The following is a 21,922-nucleotide window of genomic DNA, read 5'->3' on the forward strand; positions in this document are numbered from 1 at the left end:
CTGCGGATGGTTGCGTGGGTAAGCCTGTGGATAGCGGGTACAGTTTTGGGGGATTATGTCAGCAGCTTAAAACCGCCCCCAGAAAAGCAGCATTCTCAGCCCGCAGCTTTTCCAGATCATCCCCTGTTGGGTAAAGGCCGCCCGGCAGCATGAGTTGCGGCCATAACACGCCATGCACTTCCATCAGGCGGGAGCGCAGCCAGCGCCATGTGCATTTCTGGCGCGTCCCCCACGTAAGCAGCGTGACCAGCTCATCATCCGCCGTTCCGGCATAATCCCAGACCAGCACACAATGCCCACCCCAGGAACCGGGCCGCTGGTCTCCCGGCGTAAGAGTGTCCCACACGCCCGGAGCCTGATCAGCCAGCGCCAGTTGCACCCCCACGTAGGCCGCACCAAGGCCCGCAACAATCAAGCGTAGGGTGTTAAAGTCCCCCTCCTCCGCCGTGCCCCACAAAGGGTAGAACGTCTGCGTGGCCAGTCCGTATCCGGTACGCCCGGCACAGGCCAGAACATCCACCTCCATTCCCCCTTGATCCGTTACGGGGCGGGAGGGGTCATAGCCTGTAGAAAGACTATAGAAACGAAGGGCATCCTGCTCTGTTACGGCCACCTGAAATCCGGCAAGCGCTGCCGTGGCCCGAATATGGTTGGCCAGCCCGACCGATGTGCAGTCCCCCACCCGGTCGTTCCCCAACAAGAGAGGGGCCGGATCAACATGGTCACGCACCAGACGCGCGGGAGCCTTTCGCGCCATCATCCGCAAACCGGACAGCCGCGGTTGCCCGGCCCGACGCTCCGCAGGCCGACATCCCAATTTTCTTTGCATAGGTATCCTGAAAAAAAATAACGCCGCATCAAGTGTCAGGCTGACATCTCTTTGCGGCGCAGAATCAGACAGGCAGCACACCTGCCTGTCCGGCTACGTTTCTCTGATAAAAACGTAGTTTAAAAAGCGGAAATACTCTCCGGACAAGGAAAGCATGGTCACACTTTCGAGGGCCTTATTTATTCCGTAGTGCCTTGGCCACCATCATGAAGAACACGGCCAGCGCCACGCTCACGGACACAATAACCCGCGCGGCTGGTTTCTGCCGTTTCTGAAAATCTTCAGAGAGTTTTTCCATTGTCTCATTCCTTGTTGCTATCATGACACAACGTTTGCCTGCACCTGTTGTTCCCGCCCCTGCAATCACATCAGGCATCCGGCCATTGCTGCTGACGCCGACACAAGACAAACAGAATAACCAGCATGGTCTGGCTACCCATACCTGCCAAAGTACATAGCAGAGCATGCAGCCCCATCACAGACGCACTCCGAGCACAGCAAGGGCTGCGCTCTCACTCATACGCGGCACTCTTTCCTCTGCCCGACTGCTCATGCTCACCATGGCCTGCATGAGAGACACAATGGTTTCCGCCGCAGTCACGCCAAGGGCAAGTCTGCTCTGAACCGTGGGGGAGAGGTCTCCCTTCACCTGTGCGTGCAACAGCGTTGTAGCAGCCGTAATGACGGTTTGAAAATCAGCCAGAATGGACTGAAATGCCTGTTTGACAGAGGCCGAATTGTAAGAAACAGTCAGGCTTCCATGCGCATCTTTTTCTAGAACATCCAGAGCAGCCAGAACATTTTTCGCACACACTTCTACAACTGCAACGGCGGGTGCGCCCAGCGCCTGCACCACATTGGGCACAGCCAGAACCATCTGTGCAAAATTATATCCAGCCTGCGCATAGGCCTCCACTTTGCCTACATCCAAAGTCAAGGATGTTACAGCCCCTTTGGTGGTCACCGTGCAGGCTGTCAGCACACTCCCCAGGCAGGCCAGACCACCTGACCGTATCACCCCGCGGCGTGAAATCTGCTTCATACATCTTGCTCCATAAAAAAAGCCGCCCTGAGGCGGCCTGTTATTGTGCATCTGAAAAAGGAAAACTACTGTCTGGCTTTGCCTGACGTATCAGGTGCCTGCGGCTGCGGCACCGTATGCTGCCCCGCCGCAAGATGGTTGGCGGCCCACCCAAAATTCAGGCCGATAACAGAAACCAGTTTATAGGCCATCATCCAGCCAGACCCGGTCTGCGGCGCGGGTACCGCCGTGGCAATGGCCCCGCAGATAATCACGATTGTGCATAAAACTGTATCCCACGGTGCGGGAACTTCAGAAACCAGAAGGGGAACAAGCGCAACAATACCGCTGATCTTCCCTCCGGTGACAAGAGCCTGCTTCATGATCCATCCCCCTTAAGGCCCACCCGATAAAACGCGTGATGACCAATTGTTTTTCTGTAAAACCTGCCACGCGCCCAGAAGGGCGGCGGTGTACGGCAATCAAAGTAATGATCCGCGCCATCTGTCAGATCCGGCAGTTGCCCCAGCTCCATCTGAAACGCTAGTAACAGGGCTTCATGAAACTGTGGATTTTCTGCAGTTACGGTCAGAAGTTTTGTCCGGTTTGGATCCTGTGTTCTCCAGCAGGAAAACTGGGATGGCGCACGGCAGACAGAGATTACATCCCGCCCCCACCATCCCGGCTGGGCCACGCGGTTATGCACCACGTTCAGTACGGCCTGCATACCCTGCGCACCCTCGCCTCTGGCTTCCCCCCATGCCGTACGGGCGGCAATATCCACAGGCGTCCTCATGCACCACCTGCCAGAAAATGCGTCCAGAAACGCCACAGGGCATCCCCCATCTGCGCCCAACTCAGCAATGTGGTTGCGCCTGCAATCACCGTTACAGTAATCCAGTTTGCCAGACGGATTCCGCCTTCTATGCGGGCAAGCCGATCAGAAACTTCCGCATCGCGCCGGTGTGTATTGCGGCTCATGGCATCAACACGGCTCATAATCTCCTGCCGCGTGCAGGCCGCATTATCATCTACAGCCTGTGTCAGATCCCGCCGCAATTCAGAAAACTGGCGCGAAAGGATGTCCAGACCATCGCGCAGATGATCATGGCCGCCTTCCACCCGCGCCACACGTTCACGCAGAACAGCGACTTCCTCCGCCGTTGCGCATCGATTATCTTGCATGATGTCTATCCAGAAACAGAAAAACCACCCCGAAGGGTGGTTTCAAAAACAGAAGTGTCTGTAACAGACATCTCCCAATCTGGTTCTGTCCTAAGACTGACCACGCGCGGGCTCAAGCTTATTGTTGAAATTGCTCGCACGGTAGGGAGACACCTCCCTGGAGCAACACGGCAGGGGCCGGGGGGCGACTGTCAAAAAGAAAGGCTGAAAAGCCGCCCGTAACGTATGCGCCTGATACTGTCTTCCCGTTTTTTACAAATCTGCCGTGAAGGAGAATTTGAATGTTCTTGGCAGGCCCTGCAATAGATAGCCATTGAACGCGGATGACCAGTAACGGGTGTTTGCAATGTTATCCACGCCAAAACGCAAGGTAAGCGGTTTATGTTGCACCGCAAACGTATAACGCACGCCCAGATCAAACCGTGTCCAGACAGGCAGATGCAGCGTATTGGCGGTATTGACCCACTGTTTGCCGGTATTGACCACCCGCCCGACCACAGTGCCCCCTTTCAGGAAAGGCAGATCATATTCCAGATTACCGTTAATGGTATAATTCGGCACACCAATGGCGCTATGGCCATTATTTTCTCCCCCTGCCGTACGCCGCAACTGTGCATCAATCAGCGTTGCACCACCGTTAAACCGCAGGCCGGGCAGTATCTGCCCGTTAATATTCAACTCCACCCCACGGTTGCGTTGCAGGCCGTCTGCACGGAAAATCAACGCCCCCTCATTCCCATACGGTTCCGTGTAGGAATTGGGCTGGGAGGTTTGATAAAAAGCCAGTGTGGTCGTGAAACGTCCAATATCGTATTTAGCCCCCACTTCATACTGCACGCTTTTGTAAGGCGGGAAAATCTGCCCCAGATTGACAACATTCGCGCCGGTGGCTCGTGGCCCCTGTGCCAACCCTTCTATGCGGTTGAAATAAAGGGAGGTGCGACGTGTTGGATGAATCACCAGGCCGACAACAGGCGTAATGGCACCACGATCATAATGGGCGGTCAGCCCACCGCCATTATAGGCGTAGCCGTTGATCAACATGTTCTGATACCGGAAGCCCGCCGTAAGCGCGATGCGATCATGCCAAAAGGACATGGTGTCTGAAAAATACAGGCTGTAGAGGCGTGTCTGGCTGTTGCGTTTGGGATTATTGATGTCCCCACCCACCAGATTCTGCACCAGTGGCGCCGCATAATTGGGATGATACAGATTGGTCGCCACGGAGGAGCCCCACGCCATGGCATAAGCAGTGTCAAACTCCTCCCACAAGCCAGACCCACCGGCATTCATTTCGTGCTTGACCGGCCCTGTAGTGAAATGGGCCCGCACCCCGGCGCGCGTACTCTCATTGGTCTGCACAACGGGCACATACATGCTGCCGCTGGTGCCTGCGCCGGTTCGACCATCAGAAAGAGTGAGGGAAGAATAGTCCCCCTTTTCGTTCCCTCCCATGCCGCCAAAAGCAGCATAGGCTGTAAGATGTTTTGAAAAATCATGCTCTACGTTCAGCATGCCGAAAATGTAATTGAGTTCGTTATATGTCCAGGCCTGCCCATAATTATGGGCGGGAGACGGCACGCGGGGCACATGGGTTACGCCACTGCCCAGAAACACACCGGGCCGCCCCCAGTCCACGCCCTGATTCTGGTAATTCATATCCACGGAAATACGGGTGCGATCATCATGCCAGTCAAAATCTGCGCCCACTGCGGCGCTGTGTCTGCGTTCATGATCAATGGATGTCTGGCCGGAAAGCCCGGCCACGTTCAGGCGCAGCCCATAGGCTTTATCCTGCCCAAAACGCCGCCCCACATCCAAACTGCCGCCCCCCGTGGCCTTGCTGGTATAATCTCCCGTTATGCGAGTAATGGGCGTATTTTCCGCATGTTTGAACATGAGGTTAATGTTGCCACCAATACCAGTGCCGCCGGGGGCTGCCCCGTTCAGAAACGCACTGGCTCCGTTGAGCACCTGCACCTGATCATACAGTTGCGGAGAAACAAGCTGACGCGGCGTGATGCCATACAGACCATTGATTGCAATATCATCACCATACACAGGAAAGCCGCGTATAATGAACATTTCAGAGAAATTGCCGTAGCCGTAAGTGGTGCGCACGGACGGATCATTCTCCAGCACCTGCCCGAGTGTCTGCGATTGCTGGTTGAGAATAAGGCTGGACGTATAACTGCGGATATTGAAGGGCACATCCAGCCCCTTCTTGGTACCCAGAGCCCCCAACTGGCCGCCGCTGATAACTTCCATCTGGTTCCGGCGCTTGGCCTTGACCACAATCTGCTCGTCCGCACTGGCGGAGGATGATACACCGCTCTCTCCCTGCGGGGCACCTGCGGGCGCGGGCGGAGGAGCTGTGTCCGATCCTGCGGGCTGCGAATTGCCCGCATGGGAAGGTGTCTGCGCTACAGCAGGGATTGCTTTGCCCTTGGACGCTGGCGTTTCCGCCGCGCCCGCGCGGGCAGTTCCCGCACCTGTTACAATGATAGCAGTCGCCAACAGGAGGTGACGCCTATACCGGCCAAGGGAGAACAGGCATCGCGTCATGATCATTCAAACCTTCACAAAGAGCATCTTGATTGACCCCCTCATACGCAATTGATAGCTATTCGCAAAATTGATTTATTGTCATACACTCCACAAACCCTGTCCTCCTCCTTTCAAACGCTGTACCACACCCCCATGCCAGACGCCGTCAGAAAGCCCGTTTCCCGCCCCGCAGCGCCTGCTTCGCGGAGGCGGATTGAAAAACGCCATGCCGTTTACAAACGCATGGCGCAGTTGGCCACTGCTGCCGTGCTCGCCTATCTGAGCGCTCATTTTATTGTCATGCATGCGGTGCTGCGCGACGGTGTGGAAAACAGGGTGGCCATTACAGTGGCAGAAGCGGTTGCCACGGCAGCGTTGCCGCTTTTGCTGCTGCTGGGGTATGGCGCACGCACCCATGGGTGGGGGCTGTGGATTTTGCTGGCGCTGTGCGGCCTGATCGCTGCGTGTAACCTCATCATGCCATGAAAGACACCGCTCTTCATGCGTGACACATTTCGGGTTCATATGGGATGGCTGCACAGCTGGGTCGGGTTTCTGGCCGGGTTGGTGCTGACATGCGTGTTTGCCACCGGCACGCTCAGCGTGTTTGACAAAGAAATAACCCAGTGGATGCAGCCGGAAGTCTCTCTGGACAAACCGCCTGCGCCCACTGCCGTGGCGCTGCAACGTGCAGCAGAGACCATGGTGGCGGAGCAGGAGAAAGACCTGTTTGCCTTTATAACGCTCCCCTCCCACCGGGACCCGGTTATCCGGGTGCTACATTATGATGGGCATGAATTTATTGGCCCGGTGCTGGACCCTGTGGATGGTCACCGTTTTCCGGCACGCCAGACAGCAGGCGGCCAGTTTTTCTTTGATTTTCACTACGCCTTGCGCAATGGCCCGGTACTGGGCTGCACCATTGTCACCCTGCTGGGCGTCTGCCTTCTGCTTACGGTAGGTTCTGGCATCGCCATTCAGATCAAGGCCATGTGGCCGGATCTGATCCTGTTTCGTCCCTTTGGCGCACGCCCCCGTGCGTGGCTGGATGCTCACCTTGTGACCGGCGTTCTATTTCTACCTTTTCTGATCATGATCACCTACACAGGCACAGTTATACGTGCGCGCGATATCCTTCCGCCGCACCCCTTCCTGCCTGCGCAACAGGCGGCTGTTCCGGTTCCTGCGCCAGCCACACCCCCGGCAAAAGGAAACACCCCGGCTCCCACATCGCGCACAGGCCCCATGCCGCCCCCACTGGGGCCGTTGATCAGCCGTGCGCAAGAGATCATGCATGCCGAACGGTGCGAACTGATCATATTTTCCAAAGACCAGATCCGTATTTTTCGCAATGATGACGCCAGTCTGTTCCTGACACGTGATCTGGTAACATTCAGCCGTACAGATGGACATTTCATCAGTTCCCTTATTCAGAAAGGGGCAGCTGTCCGCACGGTAGAACTCCTGCACGGCCTGCATTACGCCCGTTTCTCCTCGCCTCTCCTGTCCTGGCTTTATTTTCTCTCCGGTATGGCCTGCACCGTGCTTATGGGCAGTGGGCTGGTGCTGTTCCTGATGAAGCGCCGCAAAACATCCGGACAGATGATCCTGTTCCAAACAGCGGAAGGCCTGACCATAGGGGTTCTGGTTGGTCTTCCGTTAGCCATTGCAGGGTTGTTATGGGCCAACCGCCTTTTGCCCGCCCCCATGCCAGACCGCATGCACGCGGAAATTCAGGTATTCTTCGCACTCTGGATGCTTTCTACCCTTCATGGGCTTGTCTGCGCGTTCAAAAACACGGCCTCCTCCTGCTGGCGCACGCAGCTTACAGGGCTGGCCTTTGTGGCGCTCGGCCTGCCGGTGGTTGACGTTCTTACCCACAGTTATGGCTGGCGGCATGATGCAACACGCTATTACACGCTGGACGCGCTGATCATACTCATGGGGCTGGTAGCATTGATCATAGCCAGAAAACTGCACAGGCACGCGTCATGATCAGCCTATGTATGTTTGTTGCGTGGGCCTGCGCATTCTGGGCGCATGAACGCCTCCAGCCCCGCACCTGCAAGCTTTTTCCGCTCGCCCAGAGCCGGAGAAAAGCGTATCAGGTTCTCCGGTTCTGCGGGCCTGTTCTCGCACTTTTTCTGTGTCTGTATCGGGACTTTGAGAAAGGTCTTCTATACTGGTTTGGTTTGGGAGCATTGGCAGGGCTTGCCGTCAGCGTCCTCATGGCCATCCTGAAGCACACGCAAAGCAGGCTACCTTAACGGAAAGAGACGTCTACGCCCCAATTTCTGGAGATATGGCCCCTCCTTTACCACATCAGATGTCAGGCACGCAGGGTAGAACGCCGCAGCGAGACGACTGATTAAGACAAGCCACTGCTTTCACATATAAAAAACCCGCCAGACTGATCTGACGGGCTTTTTCAAAATAGGCTGAACGGACTATTTTATTTACCAGCAAGCGGTGAGTAGGTGCCGGTAATGAATTTTGCCACGTTATCATGCAACTGGGCCAGAGAGTCCTGATGCGCATAGACCATGTGCCCGGATTCATACTGCACAATCTGAATATTCTTGCTCAGATCATGAGAAATCGGCAGATGCCGCATTTCATAAATCCCCTCGAAATACGGGGTTCCCAGATCATAATAGCCCTGGTTGAGCATCACTTTCAGGCTGGTGTTATGCTTCATGGCCGAGGCCAGATCAGGCAGCACGTTCACAGCCCCATGGATGGGGAAATCCGTATTCGGCTGCGCGTGTGAGAAATCCCACTTTGTAATGGCGTCTGAGAAGAATTTGTATTCCTGATACCCATCACCCACCACGGAGCTATTGCCGTAATGCAGCGTGTTGCGCGCGTAATCATTAAACGCAGCAATATAGGCGGAAGACATGGCCGAAGATTGCGGATCATAAAACGGATATTGGGAAAGCTGGTCCATGGTGGGGCCAGAGAAGCGGCTATCCAGACGCCCTGTATCAACCCCTTTATCCCCAAGAAGGGTTTTTTCAAATTCTCCGCCATTTACGCGCAGATCGGCCTTTTTGATGTAGTCTACAGGCAGGCCGGTATAGTCATGCAGTTTCTGGGCAATGGCATCCCGTTTTTCTGGCGTGATGCTGTTTCCATCCTGCAGGGCGGCCGTATAGTCCGTTAGCGCAAAGTGCTCTACTTCCTGCAAGAAACCCTTCAGATCGTTCGGCTGATTGGGAATACGCTTGTGATACCACGCCGTGGCGGCATAGCTGGGCAGGGCCAGCACATAAGGCTGATCCACCGAGGGATTCATCTGCGCGGCATCAATATCGTTATCGTAGTTCAGAATTTGTGAGAGCAGGATAACGCCGTTCAGATCAATGCCTTTATCATCCGCCAACTGGTTGGCAACAATGGCGGAACGGGTGGTGCCGTAGCTTTCCCCAAACAGATATTTGGGGGAATTGTAACGCCCATAGCGGGAGAGAAACTGGGCAATGAAGTCCGTAAAGGCACGGGCATCTGCATCCGTGCCAAAGAACGTTTTTTCCTTGTCCGTGCCGGTCAGACGGCCATAGCCGGTGCCGGGCGCATCAATAAACACAAGGTCAGATACATCCAGCAGACTGTCATTGTTGTTCACAATGGCATAGGGCGCGGCAGGGGTGTGTGCATCATCCGCCGTAACAACCTTTTTGGGCCCAAACGCACCCATATGCAGCCATACGGTGGAGGAGCCGGGGCCACCATTATAAATGAATGTAATGGGGCGATTTTCCGGGCGAACACCTTTCTTGAAATAGGCCACATAAAAAATGGAGGCCGCCGCCGGTGTTTTTTTATCCTTGTCTTCATCAGGCAGAACGGCGTCATCCCAGCCTTTGGGATGCACAATCAGGGTGCCGGAGACAGCCTGATAGTCAATATGCGCCCCATGCACCGTAACGGAGCCGGTGGAGGTCACGCTCTGCGGTTTGGTAAAAAAGTCTGCCGCGCCATCCTTGGCCTTGGCAGTTTCAGCGGCGGGTTTAGCGTCTTCAGCCCATGCGGCTGGCTGCGCAACCAGCATACCGGCCCCCAGCAGGGAAACACTGGCCAGAAGGGAGGCCAGTTTTACGCCGGCACGATAGCTCTGTTTCATCTCTTTGCATCACTCAGTCATGTTATAATATTTCATTTTATAAACAAACCGAGCCACCCGCCAAGAGGGTTCCTTTCCGTTTGGTAACAATTTTACCGTTGTCTTTTACCCCAACCCAACCCCGGCGGAGGCAAAATACCGGTTGACCGCGTTACACATGGCCCCCGCCACCATGGCCCGATGCCCGGCCTGCCGCAGCGCGGCTTCATCCAGCCGGTTGGACATGAAGCCCATTTCCACCAGAACAGATGGAATCTGCGCCGATTTCAGCACGGCAAATGCGGCATGCCGATGTGGGTGCGGTAACAGCGCAATACGCGTTTGGAAGGAAGACACCACGGCACTGGCCATATGGGCCGAACCCCGGCGCGCCTCTTCCGTCACCAGACTGGCCAGAATCTGCTGCACTTCTGGCGATGCCCCCTGCACCAGCGGGCCGCCAAACCGGTCCGCACTGTTTTCTGTCTGGGCAAGGGCCGCAGTCTGACTATCAGATGCGCCATGGGAATGTGTGTAAACGCTTGCCCCCCGCACGGAGGCATTATGCAGCGCATCCGCATGCATGGAGATAAACAGGGACGCCCCATGCTGTTGCGCCAGTTCCACGCGGCCATCCAACGGAATGAAGCGGTCAGACGTGCGCGTCATCGCCACGCGGTAGCGGCCCGTGCCCACCAGTTGGCGTTGCAGTTCCGCCGCCGCAGCTTCCGCCACGTGTTTTTCATACGTGCCAGAGAAGCCAATGGCTCCGGGGTCCTTCCCGCCGTGGCCGGGGTCCAGCATGACCAGAGGCAGGGCTGGCTTGGCCTTGCCCACAATGGCAGGGGCTGACAGCGTATGCTTTGCAGCGCTGCTACCACCATGCGCGGCGGCCTGCGCTACAGAACCAGCCGCCCCCAACATCACCAGACCGGCCCCGCCCCTGATGAGCCCGCGCCGCGTGGGCAACAGAAGGGAACCTGCCGAAAAACCGGCCTTGGCATGATATGGGAACACGCTGCTTTGCTCCTTTGGCTCCAGCCCTGCGACATCCCCTTCAGCAGAACTGCCCGGAGAGACGCCTGAGGCGACCTGACACAAACCGCCCTCTGCAGCACAGGGGCCTGCGGCCTCCCCTGCCTGGCCTTTCAGCCCGGATGCCATAGCTCTATCGCTGGCCCGCACAGGGGCTGGCGCTCCCTCCACCGTATGGAACGTGGGCATGAAGAAAGGCTGTAATGGCTGGTGCTCTGGCGGCATGATTTCTCGCACCCTGAAAATTGCGACGATACTGAAGAAAGATAATGTCCAAACCATGACACCGTAGAAAGGTCTAAAAAACAGTTATTCTGAATGGCTTGCGGTTTGTTGCACTTTGCGTCATGGTGAGTAGGCATGGCCCAAGGCAGATTGCCCGTCATGCATCCTGTTTCCGCTCCTTTTCACGTCAAAGGGCGCGGCTGGCGTTACAGCGCCGCCCCGCGCGGATGGGAGCAGGAAATTTTGGTTGAAGGATACATGACCATCGCCCGGAGCCTATACGTTGAGCGCATGACCAGAGGGGAAACAGACTCCTGTTTTCGTGCCTCTGCCGTCACCTCACTGTCCGGGTTGGCCGCTGCCCCTCATTATGTCGTAAATACCTATTCTCGCCTGCCGGAAGAGCCCCCGTTCCGTGCCCACCCGCCCAAGCGGACGCACCGGACAGGCCGGCCACCGGCACACCGGAGTTTTTCTTTTTATGTCAAAGCGTATGCTGATCGATGCGACGCACGCGGAAGAAACGCGCGTTGTCGTTATGGATGGAAACAGACTTGAAGATTATGATGTTGAAGCGGCTGCAAAAAAGCAGCTCAAAGGAAACATCTACCTTGCCCGCGTTGTTCGCGTAGAGCCCAGCCTTCAGGCCGCCTTTGTTGAATATGGCGGCAACCGCCATGGTTTTCTGGCCTTTAGCGAAATCCACCCGGACTACTACCAGATTCCGGTTGCCGACCGTGAAAAGCTGCTCGCCCTGCAGGCCGAAGAAGAAACCCTGCTGGATGATGCCGACAACGGGACCGATGAGACCGAAACCGAAACGGATCTGACGGAGTCTGACGAGTCCGAAGACGCGGAAACCGAAGCCTCCGCCGAAGGGAACGAAGACGCTCCCCGCGCCAATGGCCGCAGCAAGACCCCTGATTATGTCGGCGGTGAAACCGATACCGGCGAAGAAGCGCTGATCCAGAAGCGGATTGCCCGCTTCATGCGCAACTACCGTATTCAGGAAGTCATCCGCCGCCGCCAGGTGCTACTGGTTCAGGTGGTCAAGGAAGAACGCGGCAATAAGGGTGCAGCCCTTACCACTTATATCTCGCTGGCTGGCCGCTACTGTGTGCTGATGCCCAACGCGCTGCGTGGCGGCGGGGTTTCCCGCAAGATTACATCCGTGGCAGACCGTCGCCGCCTGCGGGATATTGTGTCTGACCTCAACCTGCCCCGTGGCATGGCCATGATTGTGCGGACGGCAGGCGCCCAGCGGCCCGGCCCGGAAATTACGCGCGACTGCGAATATCTGCTGCATTTGTGGGATGATATTCGTGAACTCACGCTTCAGTCGGTCGCACCTGCGCTGATTTACGAGGAAGCAAGCCTTGTAAAACGCGCCATCCGCGATGTGTACACGCGTGAGATCAATGAAATTCTGGTGGATGGAGAAAGCGGGTGGAAAGCCGCGCGGGACTTCATGCGCCTGCTCATGCCCCAGCACGCCGAGAAGGTGCGTCTGTGGAACAAGGAAAACCAGCCGCTCTTTACCCACTATCATGTGGAAGGGCATCTGGACGCCATGTTCTCGCCCGTGGTTTCCCTGCGGTCTGGCGGGTATCTGGTTATCAACCAGACAGAAGCCCTTGTTGCGATTGACGTGAACTCCGGCAAGGCCACAAGCCAGCGCAACATTGAAGAAACAGCCTTCCGCACCAATCAGGAAGCGGCTGATGAAGTCGCGCGCCAGCTCCGCCTGCGTGATCTGGCTGGCCTGATTGTGATCGACTTCATTGATATGGAGTCCCGCCGCCACAACACCATGATCGAGCGCCGCCTGAAAGACGCGCTGCGCCATGATCGCGCCCGCATCCAGATGGGCTCCATCTCCCATTTCGGGCTGCTGGAAATGTCCCGCCAGCGGCTGCGTCCGTCCGTGGCGGAAGCCGCGTTCACGCCCTGCCCGCACTGTCAGGGCACCGGCATGGTGCGTGGCATTGAAAGCTCGGCCCTGCATGTGCTGCGCGCTGTGGAAGAAGAAGGGGCACGCCGCCGCGCGTCCGCCATTACGGTGCATGTGGCCGGAGAGATTGCGCTGTATGTGCTGAACAACAAGCGCGACTGGCTGGCGGAAATTGAAAAACGCCACCACATGGAAATCCTGTTTGCAGCGGATTCCTCCCTGCCTATCCCGGAAATCCGGATTGAGCGCCGCCAGCCCCCACGGATAAACCGTGCGCCAACCGTTCTGGCACCCATTGAAAATGTGGTGGCAGATGAAGCGCCGGTGATTGAAGCTCAGGCCGAGGCTCCTGTCGCTGCCGCTGCTATTGCAGAGACAGCCGCCGTGCCGGAAACGGCTGCCGCAGGTGAGGACGAGCCGCGTCGCCGTCGCCGTCGCCGTCGTCGCCGTGGTGGCAACGGGAATCGGGAGGAAGCTCAGCACAACCAGGATCAGGCTCCTGAACAGATTGCACCGGTTGCCGCAGCAGAACAGCCTGCCCCCACACAGGCAGATGCCGACTCCGAGGCAACAGATAATCTGGTTCCGGGCCGTCGCCGCACACGTCACTCCCGCGTGCAGCGTGAAGAGCAGCCCCAGATCCGGGTTGCGATTGAGGAAGGTCCGGCTCCGCGGCCGTCCCGTCCCACATGGCAGGGGCCGACCCCCGCCAACCCGTTTGGCGGCAGCATCGATATTTTCGATCTGATCGAAAGCAGCATGGCCGAGCCGGAACCGGCTCCGCAGCCTGCCCGCACCCCGGCCCCTGCCAAGACGTCCGCTCCGGTTGAGCCCATAAAGGCTGCCCCGGTCATTGTGGAAACGGAAGCAGTGGTGGAAGCCGAAGCGCCTGCGTCAGTCTCCGCTGCCCCGCAGGTGGAAGAAACGGTGGAAACCGTTGCTGTTGAGCCGGAAGAGGCAAAGCCTGCCCGCAGACGGCCCACACGCCGCCGCCGCACGGCAACGCGGACCGCAGAAGAGGAAGCGCCCGCAACTGCGGCGGAGGCTCCGGAACCTGCTGCTGAAAGCGTTGACGCAACAGCCGAGGAAGAAGCCCCTAAACCGCGCCGCCGCCGTGTGACGCGCAAAAAGGCCGACCCCACAACCGAAGCCGAAACCGCACCTGAAGCGGATGCTGCGGAAGAAGCCAAACCTCGCACCCGCCGCCGCACCACGCGGAAAAAGGTGGAGACGGCTTCCGTTGCAGACGCTGCTGAAGCTGAAGCTCCGGCAGTGGAGGCCGAAAAGCCGGCACCGCGCCGCCGCCGCACGGCAGCCAAAGCGGCCTCTGTCGCCACAAAAACCGAGGCGGCTCCGGCGGAAGACAGCAAGGACGCGACTGATCCTTCCGTGGTGCAGCCGATTGTCATTGATGATGAGCAACCTGCTCCCCGCCGCCGCACTGGATGGTGGCGCCGCTGAGCTTTCTGCCCGGAGAGACGCATTAAGTCTCTTCGGGCAGGTGCTCTGCCTTTGATACCGGGCCGCCTTGTGCTAGGAGTGCCGCCGTCACGCACTCTTGCCCCTGCTGCCCGACCGGAGTTTTCATGACCGTGCCTCAGCCTGACCTTCAACCCGTACGCCCTTTGGGCACGGAAGAACGGGCCCCCATGGTGCTGGCTCTCCCCAAAGGCCGTATCCTGAAAGCGGTTACCCCCCTGCTGAAACAGGCAGGGCTGGCGCCCAGTGATGATTGTCTGGGCGATAACAGCCGCAAGCTGCGTTTCCCCACGCAAGACCCCTGCGTGGATGTTGTGCGCGTGCGCTCCTTTGATGTGGCAACCTTTGTCGCCTCTGGCGGGGCGCAGGTAGGCATCTGCGGCGCAGACGTGCTGATGGAATTTGACTACCCTGAAATCTATGCCCCGCTTGATCTGGGCATTGGCGCATGCCGGATTTCCATTGCCCAGCCCAACACCCTGCCGCATGACCCCGCCGAATGGGCGCGCTGGTCCGAAGTTCGGGCTGCCACCAAATATCCCGCCGTCACCCGCCGTTATTTTGCGGCTCGCGGCATCAACGCCAATATTGTCCATCTGCATGGCGCGATGGAACTGGCCCCCATGCTGGGCCTTTCCCGCCTGATTGTGGATCTGGTGGATACTGGCTCCACCCTGCGCGCCAATGGCCTGCGTGAAGTGGAAACCATAGCGCACGTAACCAGCCGCCTGATTGTAAACAGAACGGCGCTGAAAACGCGGCCTGAAGAGATTTCAGCCATTATCAACAGTTTTCGCACCGCCCTTGAGGCCAACGCCCGACAGACCGAAAAAGCTGAGGCAGAACAGTCTTCATGAAACGCCTTGATATCCGTGACCCCGGCTTTGAAGCCGCTTTCTCCTCCCTGCTGGATGCGCGGGAAGAACAGGGGCAGGAAGTGCATGCCCCTGTTGCGGACATTCTGGCCCAGGTGCGGCGTGACGGAGATATGGCCCTCTGCGCGCTGACGGAAAAATTTGACCATCTTCCCCTCACGCCTGAAAAACTGGCGTTTACAGCAGAGGAAGTGGAAAAAGCCCGGGCGCAGGTCAGCCCGGATCTTCTGGCTGCGCTGGATGTTGCGGCAGACCGCATTGAATCCTTCCATAAGGCCCAGATGCCACAGGATATCCGCTACACGGATGATGTGGGGATGACACTGGGGCTCCGCTGGATTCCCTTGGATGCCGTGGGCCTGTATGTGCCGGGTGGCAAGGCGGCCTATCCTTCCTCCGTGCTGATGAACGCCATTCCCGCCCGTGTAGCCGGGGTGGAGCGTCTGGCCATGTGTGTGCCCACACCTAACGGTGTGATCAACCCGCTGGTTCTGGCCGCTGCACACCGCGCTGGCGTGACGGAAATTTACCGTGTAGGCGGGGCACAGGCCGTAGGGGCCATGGCGTTCGGCACCAAGACCATTCGCCCGGTTGACCGGATTGTGGGCCCCGGCAATGCCTATGTGGCGGAAGCCAAGCGGCAGGTGTTCGGCCATGTGGGAATCGACAGCATTGCCGGGCCGTCTGACGTGGTGGTGATTGCCGATTCGGCAACAGACCCGCGCCTGATTGCATTCGATCTTCTGGCGCAGGCTGAACATGATGAACTGGCGCAGGCCACGCTGATCACCCCGGATGCCGCGTTTGCTGATACCGTTATTGCGGCAGTTGAAACGGAACTGCGTACCCTCACCCGGTCTGCCATTGCGGGCGCAAGCTGGCAGCGTAATGGTGCTGTTCTGATTGTGCGCTCGCTGGAAGAAGCCGTCACATTGGCCAACCGTCTGGCCCCGGAACATCTGGAACTGATGGTGGATGATCCAGAAAGCCTGTTTGCCCGTGTACGGCACGCTGGCGCGGTTTTCCTTGGCCGTTTCTGCCCGGAAGCGGTGGGCGATTACGTGGGTGGGCCCAACCATGTGCTGCCTACATCACGCACCGCGCGCTTTGCCTCTGGCCTGTCTGTTTTTGATTTCATGAAACGTACCACGTTCCTCTCCGGCGGGCCGGATGCGCTGCGGCGCATTGGCCCTGCCGGGGTGGCGCTGGCACATGCGGAAGGGCTTGAAGCCCACGCGCTGAGCATCTCGGCCCGGCTGGATGTTCTGGCAAAGGGAACACCTAACGCTTGACCGGATACGGTCCCTCACCCATATCTGCTCATCCCAACTGTAACGAGGCTTGAAAATGAACGAAGGACGCCATGTCTAAAGAAGACATGATTGAATTTAGCGGCACAGTGACCGAACTGCTGCCCAACGCGATGTTCCGTGTGAAACTCGACAACGAACACATGATTCTGGCACACACCAGCGGCAAGATGCGCAAAAACCGTATCCGCGTTCTGGCTGGTGACCGCGTGAACGTTGAAATGACACCGTATGACCTTTCCAAAGGTCGTATCACTTTCCGCTTCAAGTAAGACGATGACCGCCTCCGGGCCTGCTGGCGCGGAAACAGCGGTGCGTCCTGCATTTGTGCTGGCTTCGGCATCGCCCCGTCGGCTGGACCTTTTGGCCCAGCTGGGGCTGACGCCAGACCGCGTTTTTCCCGCCAATATTGATGAAACACCGCAGCGTAATGAACAGCCGCGCCCATACGTGCGCCGTATGGCGGCAGAAAAGGCTGCGGCTGTTGCCCATCAGATAACAGAACCTGCCCTTGTGCTGGGGGCTGATACGGTTGTGGCCCTTGGCCGCCGTATTCTTCCCAAGGCGGAAGACCGGGAAACGGCACGCAAATGCCTGACCCTGCTTTCCGGCCGCCGCCATACGGTGCTCACAGCCTTGCGCTGCGTACCTACCGCTGCGTGGCCTGATGGCCGCACGGGAGAGCGCGTGGTGGAAACGGCTGTCACTTTCTCCCGCCTCACCGACCATCAGATTGAGGCCTTGCTGGATGCCGGAGACTGGCAGGGCAAAGCGGGGGGGTATGCTTTGCAAGGGCATGCTGCCGGGTTTATCCGCTTTATTTCCGGTAGCGCCTCTGGTGTCATTGGTCTGCCCCTGTTTGAAACGGCGCAACTGCTCCGTGGTCAGCCGGGCCACTGGCTTCCGTGAGCTCCGTTCTCCGCGTTGCCTTCTTTCCCGGCGAGCTTCGGCTTGCCGTTACCCAGCACAACACCCTTCTCGATTACGCCCTGTGGCGGCCTGCCGCCCCTGATGGGGTAGGAGACGTGTATCAGGCCCGCATCAGCGCCCTTATGCCCGCCATGGGCGGTGCTTTTGTGGATCTGGGCAAAGGGGAAAGCGGCTTCCTTCCCATACAGAACGGCAAGAACCCCGTTACGGAAGGCCAGATGCTTACCGTGTGCGTAACCCGTGCGGCGCAAGGCGGCAAAGGTCTGCGTGTGCAGGCACAGGAACCACCTGCCACGCCCTTGCCAGACAAACCCTGCCTGCTAACCCGTGGCCCAACACCACTTGAGCGGCTGGCAGACCGCTGGCCACAGGCGCGCATCACAGTAGATTCCGCGGCGGCGGCGGCACTGATACCCCCAACCTTGCGAGACCGTCGTGAGCAGGCCCTCAGCCCTTTCCCTGAAGCCATAGCCCACGCCTGCGATGCACTGGCGGAGGCAAGCGTCTCCCTGCCCGGCGGCATGACGGCGAGCATCACGCCCACGCCTGCGCTGATCGCCATTGATATGGACGCGCCCCCAACGGCAACAGGCTGGACGAAACAGACCGCCCAGTTTGCCGCCAACCGGGATGCACTGCCCGCCCTGTTTCAACAGATCAGGCTACGCAACCTCTCCGGGGCCATCCTGATTGACCCTGCAGGCCTTTCCACCCGCAAGCGTCAGGCCCTGCTGGAACCCATTAAAGCGATGCTACAGGCAGACCCATTGCGCCCACGCTGCCTTGGCATTACGGCGCTGGGGCTTGTGGAAATTGTCCGGGCCCGTACCCACCCTTCCCTGCCGGAACTCCTCTCCTGCCCGCATGGGCAGGCTCTGGCAGCCTTGCGCATTATTCTTGCCAATCATCCCGACGCTACCCAAATTCGAGGTGGGCTAGGGATCATCACCGCGCTGGAGAAAGACCCGCAGGCACTGGCGGACTGCATTACCCAGCGCGGCAAGGCTCTGGCCGTAAAACTTGATCCTTCCCTGCCGGATTTTTTCTGGACGACTGACCATGACTAAAACAGCTTCCTGCCCCGTGTGCGGCAAACCTACCCAGCAGGCTACACGGCCGTTCTGCTCCCAGCGCTGCGCGGATATTGACCTCGGGCGCTGGTTTACCGGGCAGTACCGCATCCCCGGTCCCCCGGTTGACGAAGAAAATATGGAGAAAGACGAAAGAAATGACGAAAGGTGACTTGATCCCGCACGCAGGCTGAGATAAACCCCCTCTCACGCCGCGAGGCTGCGGTGCCCAAGTAGCTCAGTTGGTAGAGCATGCGACTGAAAATCGCAGTGTCGGTGGTTCGATCCCGCCCTTGGGCACCATTTTAGACTCCCCCTAAAATCGTGAAGCTTTGATGTGTATTTCCACAGATGTTTGTGCATCTGACGTGAAATACTTCCTCAGGCTTTTGGCCATAAGCGCGTCGCACAGACACAGTCCGTTTTTTGGTGCTCTTCCAATGGCGTCATCTCCCATGGAAAACGCATAATATTCTCACGCCAGGATGCACGCCTGAAGACGTCCCATAGCCCTCACTTCGGGCGTTCTGCCCTGACCATCAGCAGGAACGCCGCGAGGTCACGCCATCTGCGAAATCGTGACGCTCTTTTACAGGTGTGTTCAGTTGGTTGAGGCTCTTCTATTCGTGTGATGCGAAAGCCGGCAGAAGCAACGGCATTGAGATAGTCTCCGATAGTCCTTGGAAAACGAGGGACAGAGAACGGCATTACATTCTCATCTTTGGGGCGATCCCCAAATTTCCAGTTCTCTATAAAACTTTGTTTGCTGAAATAGCGTGCAACGCAGAGGCCGGTTGTCTGACCGTGGTCATCCTTCTGCCATTTCAAGCCCGGTGTAATAAAACAAGGATGCAGCACACTGAATGCAATGAACCCGCCCGGACGAAGTAGAGCGTCTTCTGGATGCTCCAGCCCAGCTTCATGCGCCTTACCGGAGTATGTTACCTTGCTACCCCTCTGTCTGCCTACACATACGCAATTATATCACTCCTTCTGCACAATGCCTGACCAGCAACGTTCGCATCTGGAGTTGCGATGATGAAATCTGAAAGAAAGCAGATTTTATAGACAATATTCTTGAAGACCCCCTCCTCTTCAATTATCACAAGCATCCTGTTCTTGAAAAAAACTGGGTGTTACCATGATCAAAAAGAACAAAAAATGTTTGACCAAAAAACATAATATGCAGAATTTTGAAAATTGGCATATCTGTTGATTGCGCCTTTATGGCCTGCAATAACACCATGAAAATCCTCACCTAGAGAGTTCTAAAAACCCCTATTTTAATTTTTCTAATAGTAGAAATATCAATGGGTTACGATTTTTATACAGGCGGGAAAAGGTTTTTTTTGGAATCCTCCACCTCCTCTGGTGAAGCCTATAAAATCAGGACAGACAAAATATCGAAACTGTTTTCGCAAACAAAACCCATTCGGAAAATTAAATAAATAACAAGAATATTATAAAAATATTTGAAACGCTATGGCAGAGTAAAAAACGTTTCTCATAAGACCTGATCAGGAAAAGCAGGAAATCGTTTTCCACACCCAAAACACTCAGGTCCGCATGATACAAACTGCCCCAAAAGCGCTGGTGTTTGTTCCTACCTAAGAAGAGTGGCCTTAGCCTCCCTTTGCAGTTGTATGCTTGTAAGACAGAAAAGAAGGTGAGCTACCCCTGTTTAATAGTAATGGAAAACCCTGCACTCACAAAAAAGGGCGTTCGTGACCGAACGCCCTTAGGATAAAAAACAAGGCGATGCGAACTGCTTCACATCGCCCCTCTGTGGCCTAACGCATTATCAGCATTCTGAACAATTCAACCAGAATGGGTTGCACAACATATTGAATACCCAGCAACACAACCATGGGGCTAAAATCTATTCCCCCTGGCATGGGCAGTAGGCGCCGCACAGGTTCCAGCACCGGTTCTGTCAGGCGATTAAAGAACACGCCCACCTTCCAGACCAACTGGTTACGGCTATCCAGAATGCCGAACATGCAAAGATTGATGAAAATGCAGGACAGGAGCAGAATCCAGCAATAAATGTTCAGCAACCGCATCAACAGTGAAAAAAGGCCAAACAGCAAGCGGCAACTCCTTTGAATTCACAGCATTGAAGGCGAACACCTCCATGCCAAAACCATGCCACAATACAGCTTGACACGCTATTAGTAAGCCCTATACACCCAAAAACCATACAGGCGGGGCTGTAGCTCAGTTGGGAGAGCGCCTCGTTCGCAATGAGGAGGTCAGGGGTTCGATTCCCCTCAGCTCCACCACCCGCCTAGATAAATCATTGTTTTAATTATATTTTCTTGAAGAAAGTGAAAACTTTTTTCACAAAGTTTTCACACCCCCTCTTTTTTAGGCCCTTTTTGGGGCGTTCCCGAGCTCATACTCCCCAGCTTTTTCCATGCGGATTCGGCCAGCAATTTTTGATTGGCCTCTCTGGTGTAGCGCTCCACCTCTGACAGCGTATTGTGGCCAGTAATGGCTTGGATCTCCGATGGTGTGCATCCTGCCTCAGCCAAGCGTCTGGCTGCTGCCTTGCGCAGTCCATGCGGCCCAAGTTTAGCCTGCACACCGGCCTTGATGGCGCAATCCTTAAACCAGTTATAAAATGCATTACCTGATGCAAAAGGTTGTCCTGCTTGCGTCATCAGGAATGCTGCGCCTGGATGGTCATGTGCGCTGAGTACCTCGGCCAGATCCGGGTGCATTGGTATCAGCAGATATTTCCCGGTCTTGATCTGCACAACCTCAATACTGCCATGCTTTAGGCGGGCGGGACCCATGCGGATCACATCGCTTCGGCGTTGTCCCGTGTACAAAAAAAGCGCCAATGCCAGGCGTGCCCGTGATCCGATCGGCCAGAAAGTCTCAAATATCCGAATATCCTCTTCCGACCATGTTGGAAAAGGAGTTTTTCGGTATTTCAGTTTTTTGATGTCCTTGACTGGATTATCCTGCCGCCACCCATGCTCAAAGGCATATTGAAACATCTGCCGCAACACATTGCGCAGCGCATTTGCCTGGGCCGGAGTATCACTCATACTCTCCAATATCCCCAGGATATGACGCGGCTCGGCCGTGGCAGCAGCTTTATGGCCATGGCGATCAAGAAAGTTTTCCATCAGCCGGTTGTAGGTCTTTTGAGATGCGGGTGTCAGCCCCTTGAACTGGCTTGATGCCCGCCAGGCAATAGCAAGCGCCTTCATGCTGCGCGGTATTGTCCTCGATGCGCCAACCTGCTCCCGCTCTATTGCCAAGGCTTGCTGGTAGGCAGCCATAAACTCCTTAGAGCCCGGATGTCCTGGCAACCTGATGCGTGGATACCCACGCCTGCGAAAATAGTAA

The 21,922-nt window shown here is 56.8% G+C and carries 20 protein-coding genes and 2 tRNA genes; 11 read left to right on the forward strand and 11 right to left on the reverse strand.

The genetic code is table 11. From position 1 onward, the window contains the following. Window positions 1-58: 58 nt before the first annotated feature. The 7 genes from QWU00_RS03850 to QWU00_RS03880 all read right to left on the reverse strand — a co-directional run bounded on the left by QWU00_RS03850 (window position 59) and on the right by QWU00_RS03880 (window position 5,606). Window positions 59-829: a hypothetical protein gene (locus tag QWU00_RS03850; RefSeq protein ID WP_035382284.1), complete on the reverse strand. Its 771-nt coding sequence runs from the start codon at window positions 827-829 to the stop codon at window positions 59-61. Window positions 830-1,004: 175 nt separating this feature from the next. Beyond that, the gene (locus QWU00_RS03855; protein WP_254906878.1) at window positions 1,005-1,127 is read right to left on the reverse strand and encodes a hypothetical protein; all 123 of its coding nucleotides are present in this window, start codon (window positions 1,125-1,127) and stop codon (window positions 1,005-1,007) included. Window positions 1,128-1,304: 177 nt separating this feature from the next. Beyond that, window positions 1,305-1,871, reverse strand: a complete 567-nt coding sequence (locus tag QWU00_RS03860; RefSeq protein ID WP_052051546.1) for a hypothetical protein — start codon at window positions 1,869-1,871, stop codon at window positions 1,305-1,307. A 65-nt stretch (window positions 1,872-1,936) separates the two neighbouring features. Further along, a complete protein-coding gene (locus tag QWU00_RS03865) occupies window positions 1,937-2,233 on the reverse strand; it encodes a hypothetical protein (protein WP_052051547.1) in 297 nt (98 codons plus the stop codon). After that, a complete protein-coding gene (locus tag QWU00_RS03870) occupies window positions 2,230-2,646 on the reverse strand; it encodes a cell wall hydrolase (protein ID WP_035382286.1) in 417 nt (138 codons plus the stop codon). Before QWU00_RS03870 ends, QWU00_RS03865 begins: the two co-directional genes overlap by 4 nt. Beyond that, a complete protein-coding gene (locus QWU00_RS03875) occupies window positions 2,643-3,035 on the reverse strand; it encodes a hypothetical protein (RefSeq protein ID WP_035382287.1) in 393 nt (130 codons plus the stop codon). Before QWU00_RS03875 ends, QWU00_RS03870 begins: the two co-directional genes overlap by 4 nt. Window positions 3,036-3,287: 252 nt before the next feature. Beyond that, the gene (locus tag QWU00_RS03880) at window positions 3,288-5,606 is read right to left on the reverse strand and encodes a TonB-dependent receptor (RefSeq protein ID WP_035382288.1); all 2,319 of its coding nucleotides are present in this window, start codon (window positions 5,604-5,606) and stop codon (window positions 3,288-3,290) included. 129 nt (window positions 5,607-5,735) lie between these two features. On the opposite strand from QWU00_RS03880, the gene QWU00_RS03885 reads away from it, so the two are divergent. After that, window positions 5,736-6,068 (forward strand): hypothetical protein, encoded by a 333-nt coding sequence (locus tag QWU00_RS03885; RefSeq protein ID WP_035382289.1) that lies wholly within the window; start codon window positions 5,736-5,738, stop codon window positions 6,066-6,068. Window positions 6,069-6,083: 15 nt separating this feature from the next. Next, a complete protein-coding gene (locus QWU00_RS03890) occupies window positions 6,084-7,577 on the forward strand; it encodes a PepSY-associated TM helix domain-containing protein (RefSeq protein ID WP_035382290.1) in 1,494 nt (497 codons plus the stop codon). A 457-nt stretch (window positions 7,578-8,034) separates the two neighbouring features. On the opposite strand, the gene QWU00_RS03895 is transcribed toward QWU00_RS03890, so the two are convergent. Further along, window positions 8,035-9,708, reverse strand: coding sequence for a S10 family peptidase (locus tag QWU00_RS03895; protein WP_081939149.1), 1,674 nt, complete (start codon window positions 9,706-9,708; stop codon window positions 8,035-8,037). A gap of 105 nt (window positions 9,709-9,813) precedes the next feature. Continuing rightward, on the reverse strand, window positions 9,814-10,611 hold the full coding sequence (locus QWU00_RS03900) for an N-acetylmuramoyl-L-alanine amidase family protein (RefSeq protein ID WP_231551918.1): 798 nt from the start codon (window positions 10,609-10,611) through the stop codon (window positions 9,814-9,816). An 817-nt stretch (window positions 10,612-11,428) separates the two neighbouring features. On the opposite strand from QWU00_RS03900, the gene QWU00_RS03905 reads away from it, so the two are divergent. From QWU00_RS03905 to QWU00_RS03940, 8 genes are all read left to right on the forward strand, one after another. Further along, window positions 11,429-14,359, forward strand: a complete 2,931-nt coding sequence (locus QWU00_RS03905) for an Rne/Rng family ribonuclease (protein WP_035382292.1) — start codon at window positions 11,429-11,431, stop codon at window positions 14,357-14,359. Window positions 14,360-14,484: 125 nt separating this feature from the next. After that, on the forward strand, window positions 14,485-15,234 hold the full coding sequence (gene hisG, locus QWU00_RS03910) for an ATP phosphoribosyltransferase (RefSeq protein WP_006560086.1): 750 nt from the start codon (window positions 14,485-14,487) through the stop codon (window positions 15,232-15,234). Further along, window positions 15,231-16,544: a histidinol dehydrogenase gene (gene hisD, locus QWU00_RS03915; protein ID WP_035382293.1), complete on the forward strand. Its 1,314-nt coding sequence runs from the start codon at window positions 15,231-15,233 to the stop codon at window positions 16,542-16,544. Before hisG ends, hisD begins: the two co-directional genes overlap by 4 nt. Before the next feature lie 71 nt (window positions 16,545-16,615). After that, window positions 16,616-16,834 (forward strand): translation initiation factor IF-1, encoded by a 219-nt coding sequence (gene infA, locus QWU00_RS03920; RefSeq protein ID WP_003622234.1) that lies wholly within the window; start codon window positions 16,616-16,618, stop codon window positions 16,832-16,834. Between the two features lie 4 nt (window positions 16,835-16,838). Beyond that, the gene (locus QWU00_RS03925) at window positions 16,839-17,471 is read left to right on the forward strand and encodes a Maf family protein (protein ID WP_035382294.1); all 633 of its coding nucleotides are present in this window, start codon (window positions 16,839-16,841) and stop codon (window positions 17,469-17,471) included. Next, window positions 17,468-18,559 carry a ribonuclease E/G gene (locus QWU00_RS03930; RefSeq protein ID WP_035382295.1) on the forward strand — a complete coding sequence of 364 codons (1,092 nt, stop codon included), beginning with the start codon at window positions 17,468-17,470 and terminating at the stop codon, window positions 18,557-18,559. The genes QWU00_RS03925 and QWU00_RS03930 overlap by 4 nt, the downstream gene beginning before the upstream one ends. After that, on the forward strand, window positions 18,552-18,734 hold the full coding sequence (locus QWU00_RS03935; RefSeq protein ID WP_006560082.1) for a DNA gyrase inhibitor YacG: 183 nt from the start codon (window positions 18,552-18,554) through the stop codon (window positions 18,732-18,734). Before QWU00_RS03930 ends, QWU00_RS03935 begins: the two co-directional genes overlap by 8 nt. A 55-nt stretch (window positions 18,735-18,789) precedes the next feature. Next, window positions 18,790-18,865: transfer RNA gene (locus tag QWU00_RS03940), tRNA-Phe, on the forward strand. Between the two features lie 1,487 nt (window positions 18,866-20,352). On the opposite strand, the gene QWU00_RS03945 is transcribed toward QWU00_RS03940, so the two are convergent. Further along, window positions 20,353-20,652: a YggT family protein gene (locus QWU00_RS03945; RefSeq protein ID WP_006558819.1), complete on the reverse strand. Its 300-nt coding sequence runs from the start codon at window positions 20,650-20,652 to the stop codon at window positions 20,353-20,355. A gap of 116 nt (window positions 20,653-20,768) precedes the next feature. Here QWU00_RS03945 and QWU00_RS03950 point away from each other — a divergent pair. Continuing rightward, a tRNA-Ala gene (locus QWU00_RS03950) sits at window positions 20,769-20,844 on the forward strand. Window positions 20,845-20,913: 69 nt separating this feature from the next. Here the strand turns inward: QWU00_RS03950 and QWU00_RS03955 are convergent. Beyond that, window positions 20,914-21,855, reverse strand: a complete 942-nt coding sequence (locus tag QWU00_RS03955; protein WP_052051549.1) for a tyrosine-type recombinase/integrase — start codon at window positions 21,853-21,855, stop codon at window positions 20,914-20,916. Window positions 21,856-21,922: the final 67 nt, after the last annotated feature.

It is taken from the genome of Acetobacter tropicalis (assembly GCF_030644465.1).
GTDB classification, from domain to species: Bacteria; Pseudomonadota; Alphaproteobacteria; order Acetobacterales; family Acetobacteraceae; genus Acetobacter; species Acetobacter tropicalis.

Excerpts from the sequence above, each read along its gene's own strand:
- QWU00_RS03880 (WP_035382288.1), bottom strand. The coding sequence starts at position 5,606 with ATGATCATGACGCGATGCCTGTTCTCCCTTGGCCGGTATAGGCGTCAC.
- QWU00_RS03870 (WP_035382286.1), bottom strand. The coding sequence starts at position 2,646 with ATGAGGACGCCTGTGGATATTGCCGCCCGTACGGCATGGGGGGAAGCC.
- QWU00_RS03905 (WP_035382292.1), top strand. The coding sequence starts at position 11,429 with ATGTCAAAGCGTATGCTGATCGATGCGACGCACGCGGAAGAAACGCGC.
- QWU00_RS03850 (WP_035382284.1), bottom strand. The coding sequence starts at position 829 with ATGCAAAGAAAATTGGGATGTCGGCCTGCGGAGCGTCGGGCCGGGCAA.
- QWU00_RS03895 (WP_081939149.1), bottom strand. The coding sequence starts at position 9,708 with ATGAAACAGAGCTATCGTGCCGGCGTAAAACTGGCCTCCCTTCTGGCC.
- QWU00_RS03890 (WP_035382290.1), top strand. The coding sequence starts at position 6,084 with ATGCGTGACACATTTCGGGTTCATATGGGATGGCTGCACAGCTGGGTC.
- QWU00_RS03935 (WP_006560082.1), top strand. The coding sequence starts at position 18,552 with ATGACTAAAACAGCTTCCTGCCCCGTGTGCGGCAAACCTACCCAGCAG.
- QWU00_RS03900 (WP_231551918.1), bottom strand. The coding sequence starts at position 10,611 with ATGTTGGGGGCGGCTGGTTCTGTAGCGCAGGCCGCCGCGCATGGTGGT.
- QWU00_RS03885 (WP_035382289.1), top strand. The coding sequence starts at position 5,736 with ATGCCAGACGCCGTCAGAAAGCCCGTTTCCCGCCCCGCAGCGCCTGCT.
- hisG (WP_006560086.1), top strand. The coding sequence starts at position 14,485 with ATGACCGTGCCTCAGCCTGACCTTCAACCCGTACGCCCTTTGGGCACG.
- QWU00_RS03865 (WP_052051547.1), bottom strand. The coding sequence starts at position 2,233 with ATGAAGCAGGCTCTTGTCACCGGAGGGAAGATCAGCGGTATTGTTGCG.
- QWU00_RS03875 (WP_035382287.1), bottom strand. The coding sequence starts at position 3,035 with ATGCAAGATAATCGATGCGCAACGGCGGAGGAAGTCGCTGTTCTGCGT.
- QWU00_RS03855 (WP_254906878.1), bottom strand. The coding sequence starts at position 1,127 with ATGGAAAAACTCTCTGAAGATTTTCAGAAACGGCAGAAACCAGCCGCG.
- QWU00_RS03955 (WP_052051549.1), bottom strand. The coding sequence starts at position 21,855 with ATGGCTGCCTACCAGCAAGCCTTGGCAATAGAGCGGGAGCAGGTTGGC.
- QWU00_RS03860 (WP_052051546.1), bottom strand. The coding sequence starts at position 1,871 with ATGAAGCAGATTTCACGCCGCGGGGTGATACGGTCAGGTGGTCTGGCC.
- QWU00_RS03925 (WP_035382294.1), top strand. The coding sequence starts at position 16,839 with ATGACCGCCTCCGGGCCTGCTGGCGCGGAAACAGCGGTGCGTCCTGCA.
- hisD (WP_035382293.1), top strand. The coding sequence starts at position 15,231 with ATGAAACGCCTTGATATCCGTGACCCCGGCTTTGAAGCCGCTTTCTCC.
- infA (WP_003622234.1), top strand. The coding sequence starts at position 16,616 with ATGTCTAAAGAAGACATGATTGAATTTAGCGGCACAGTGACCGAACTG.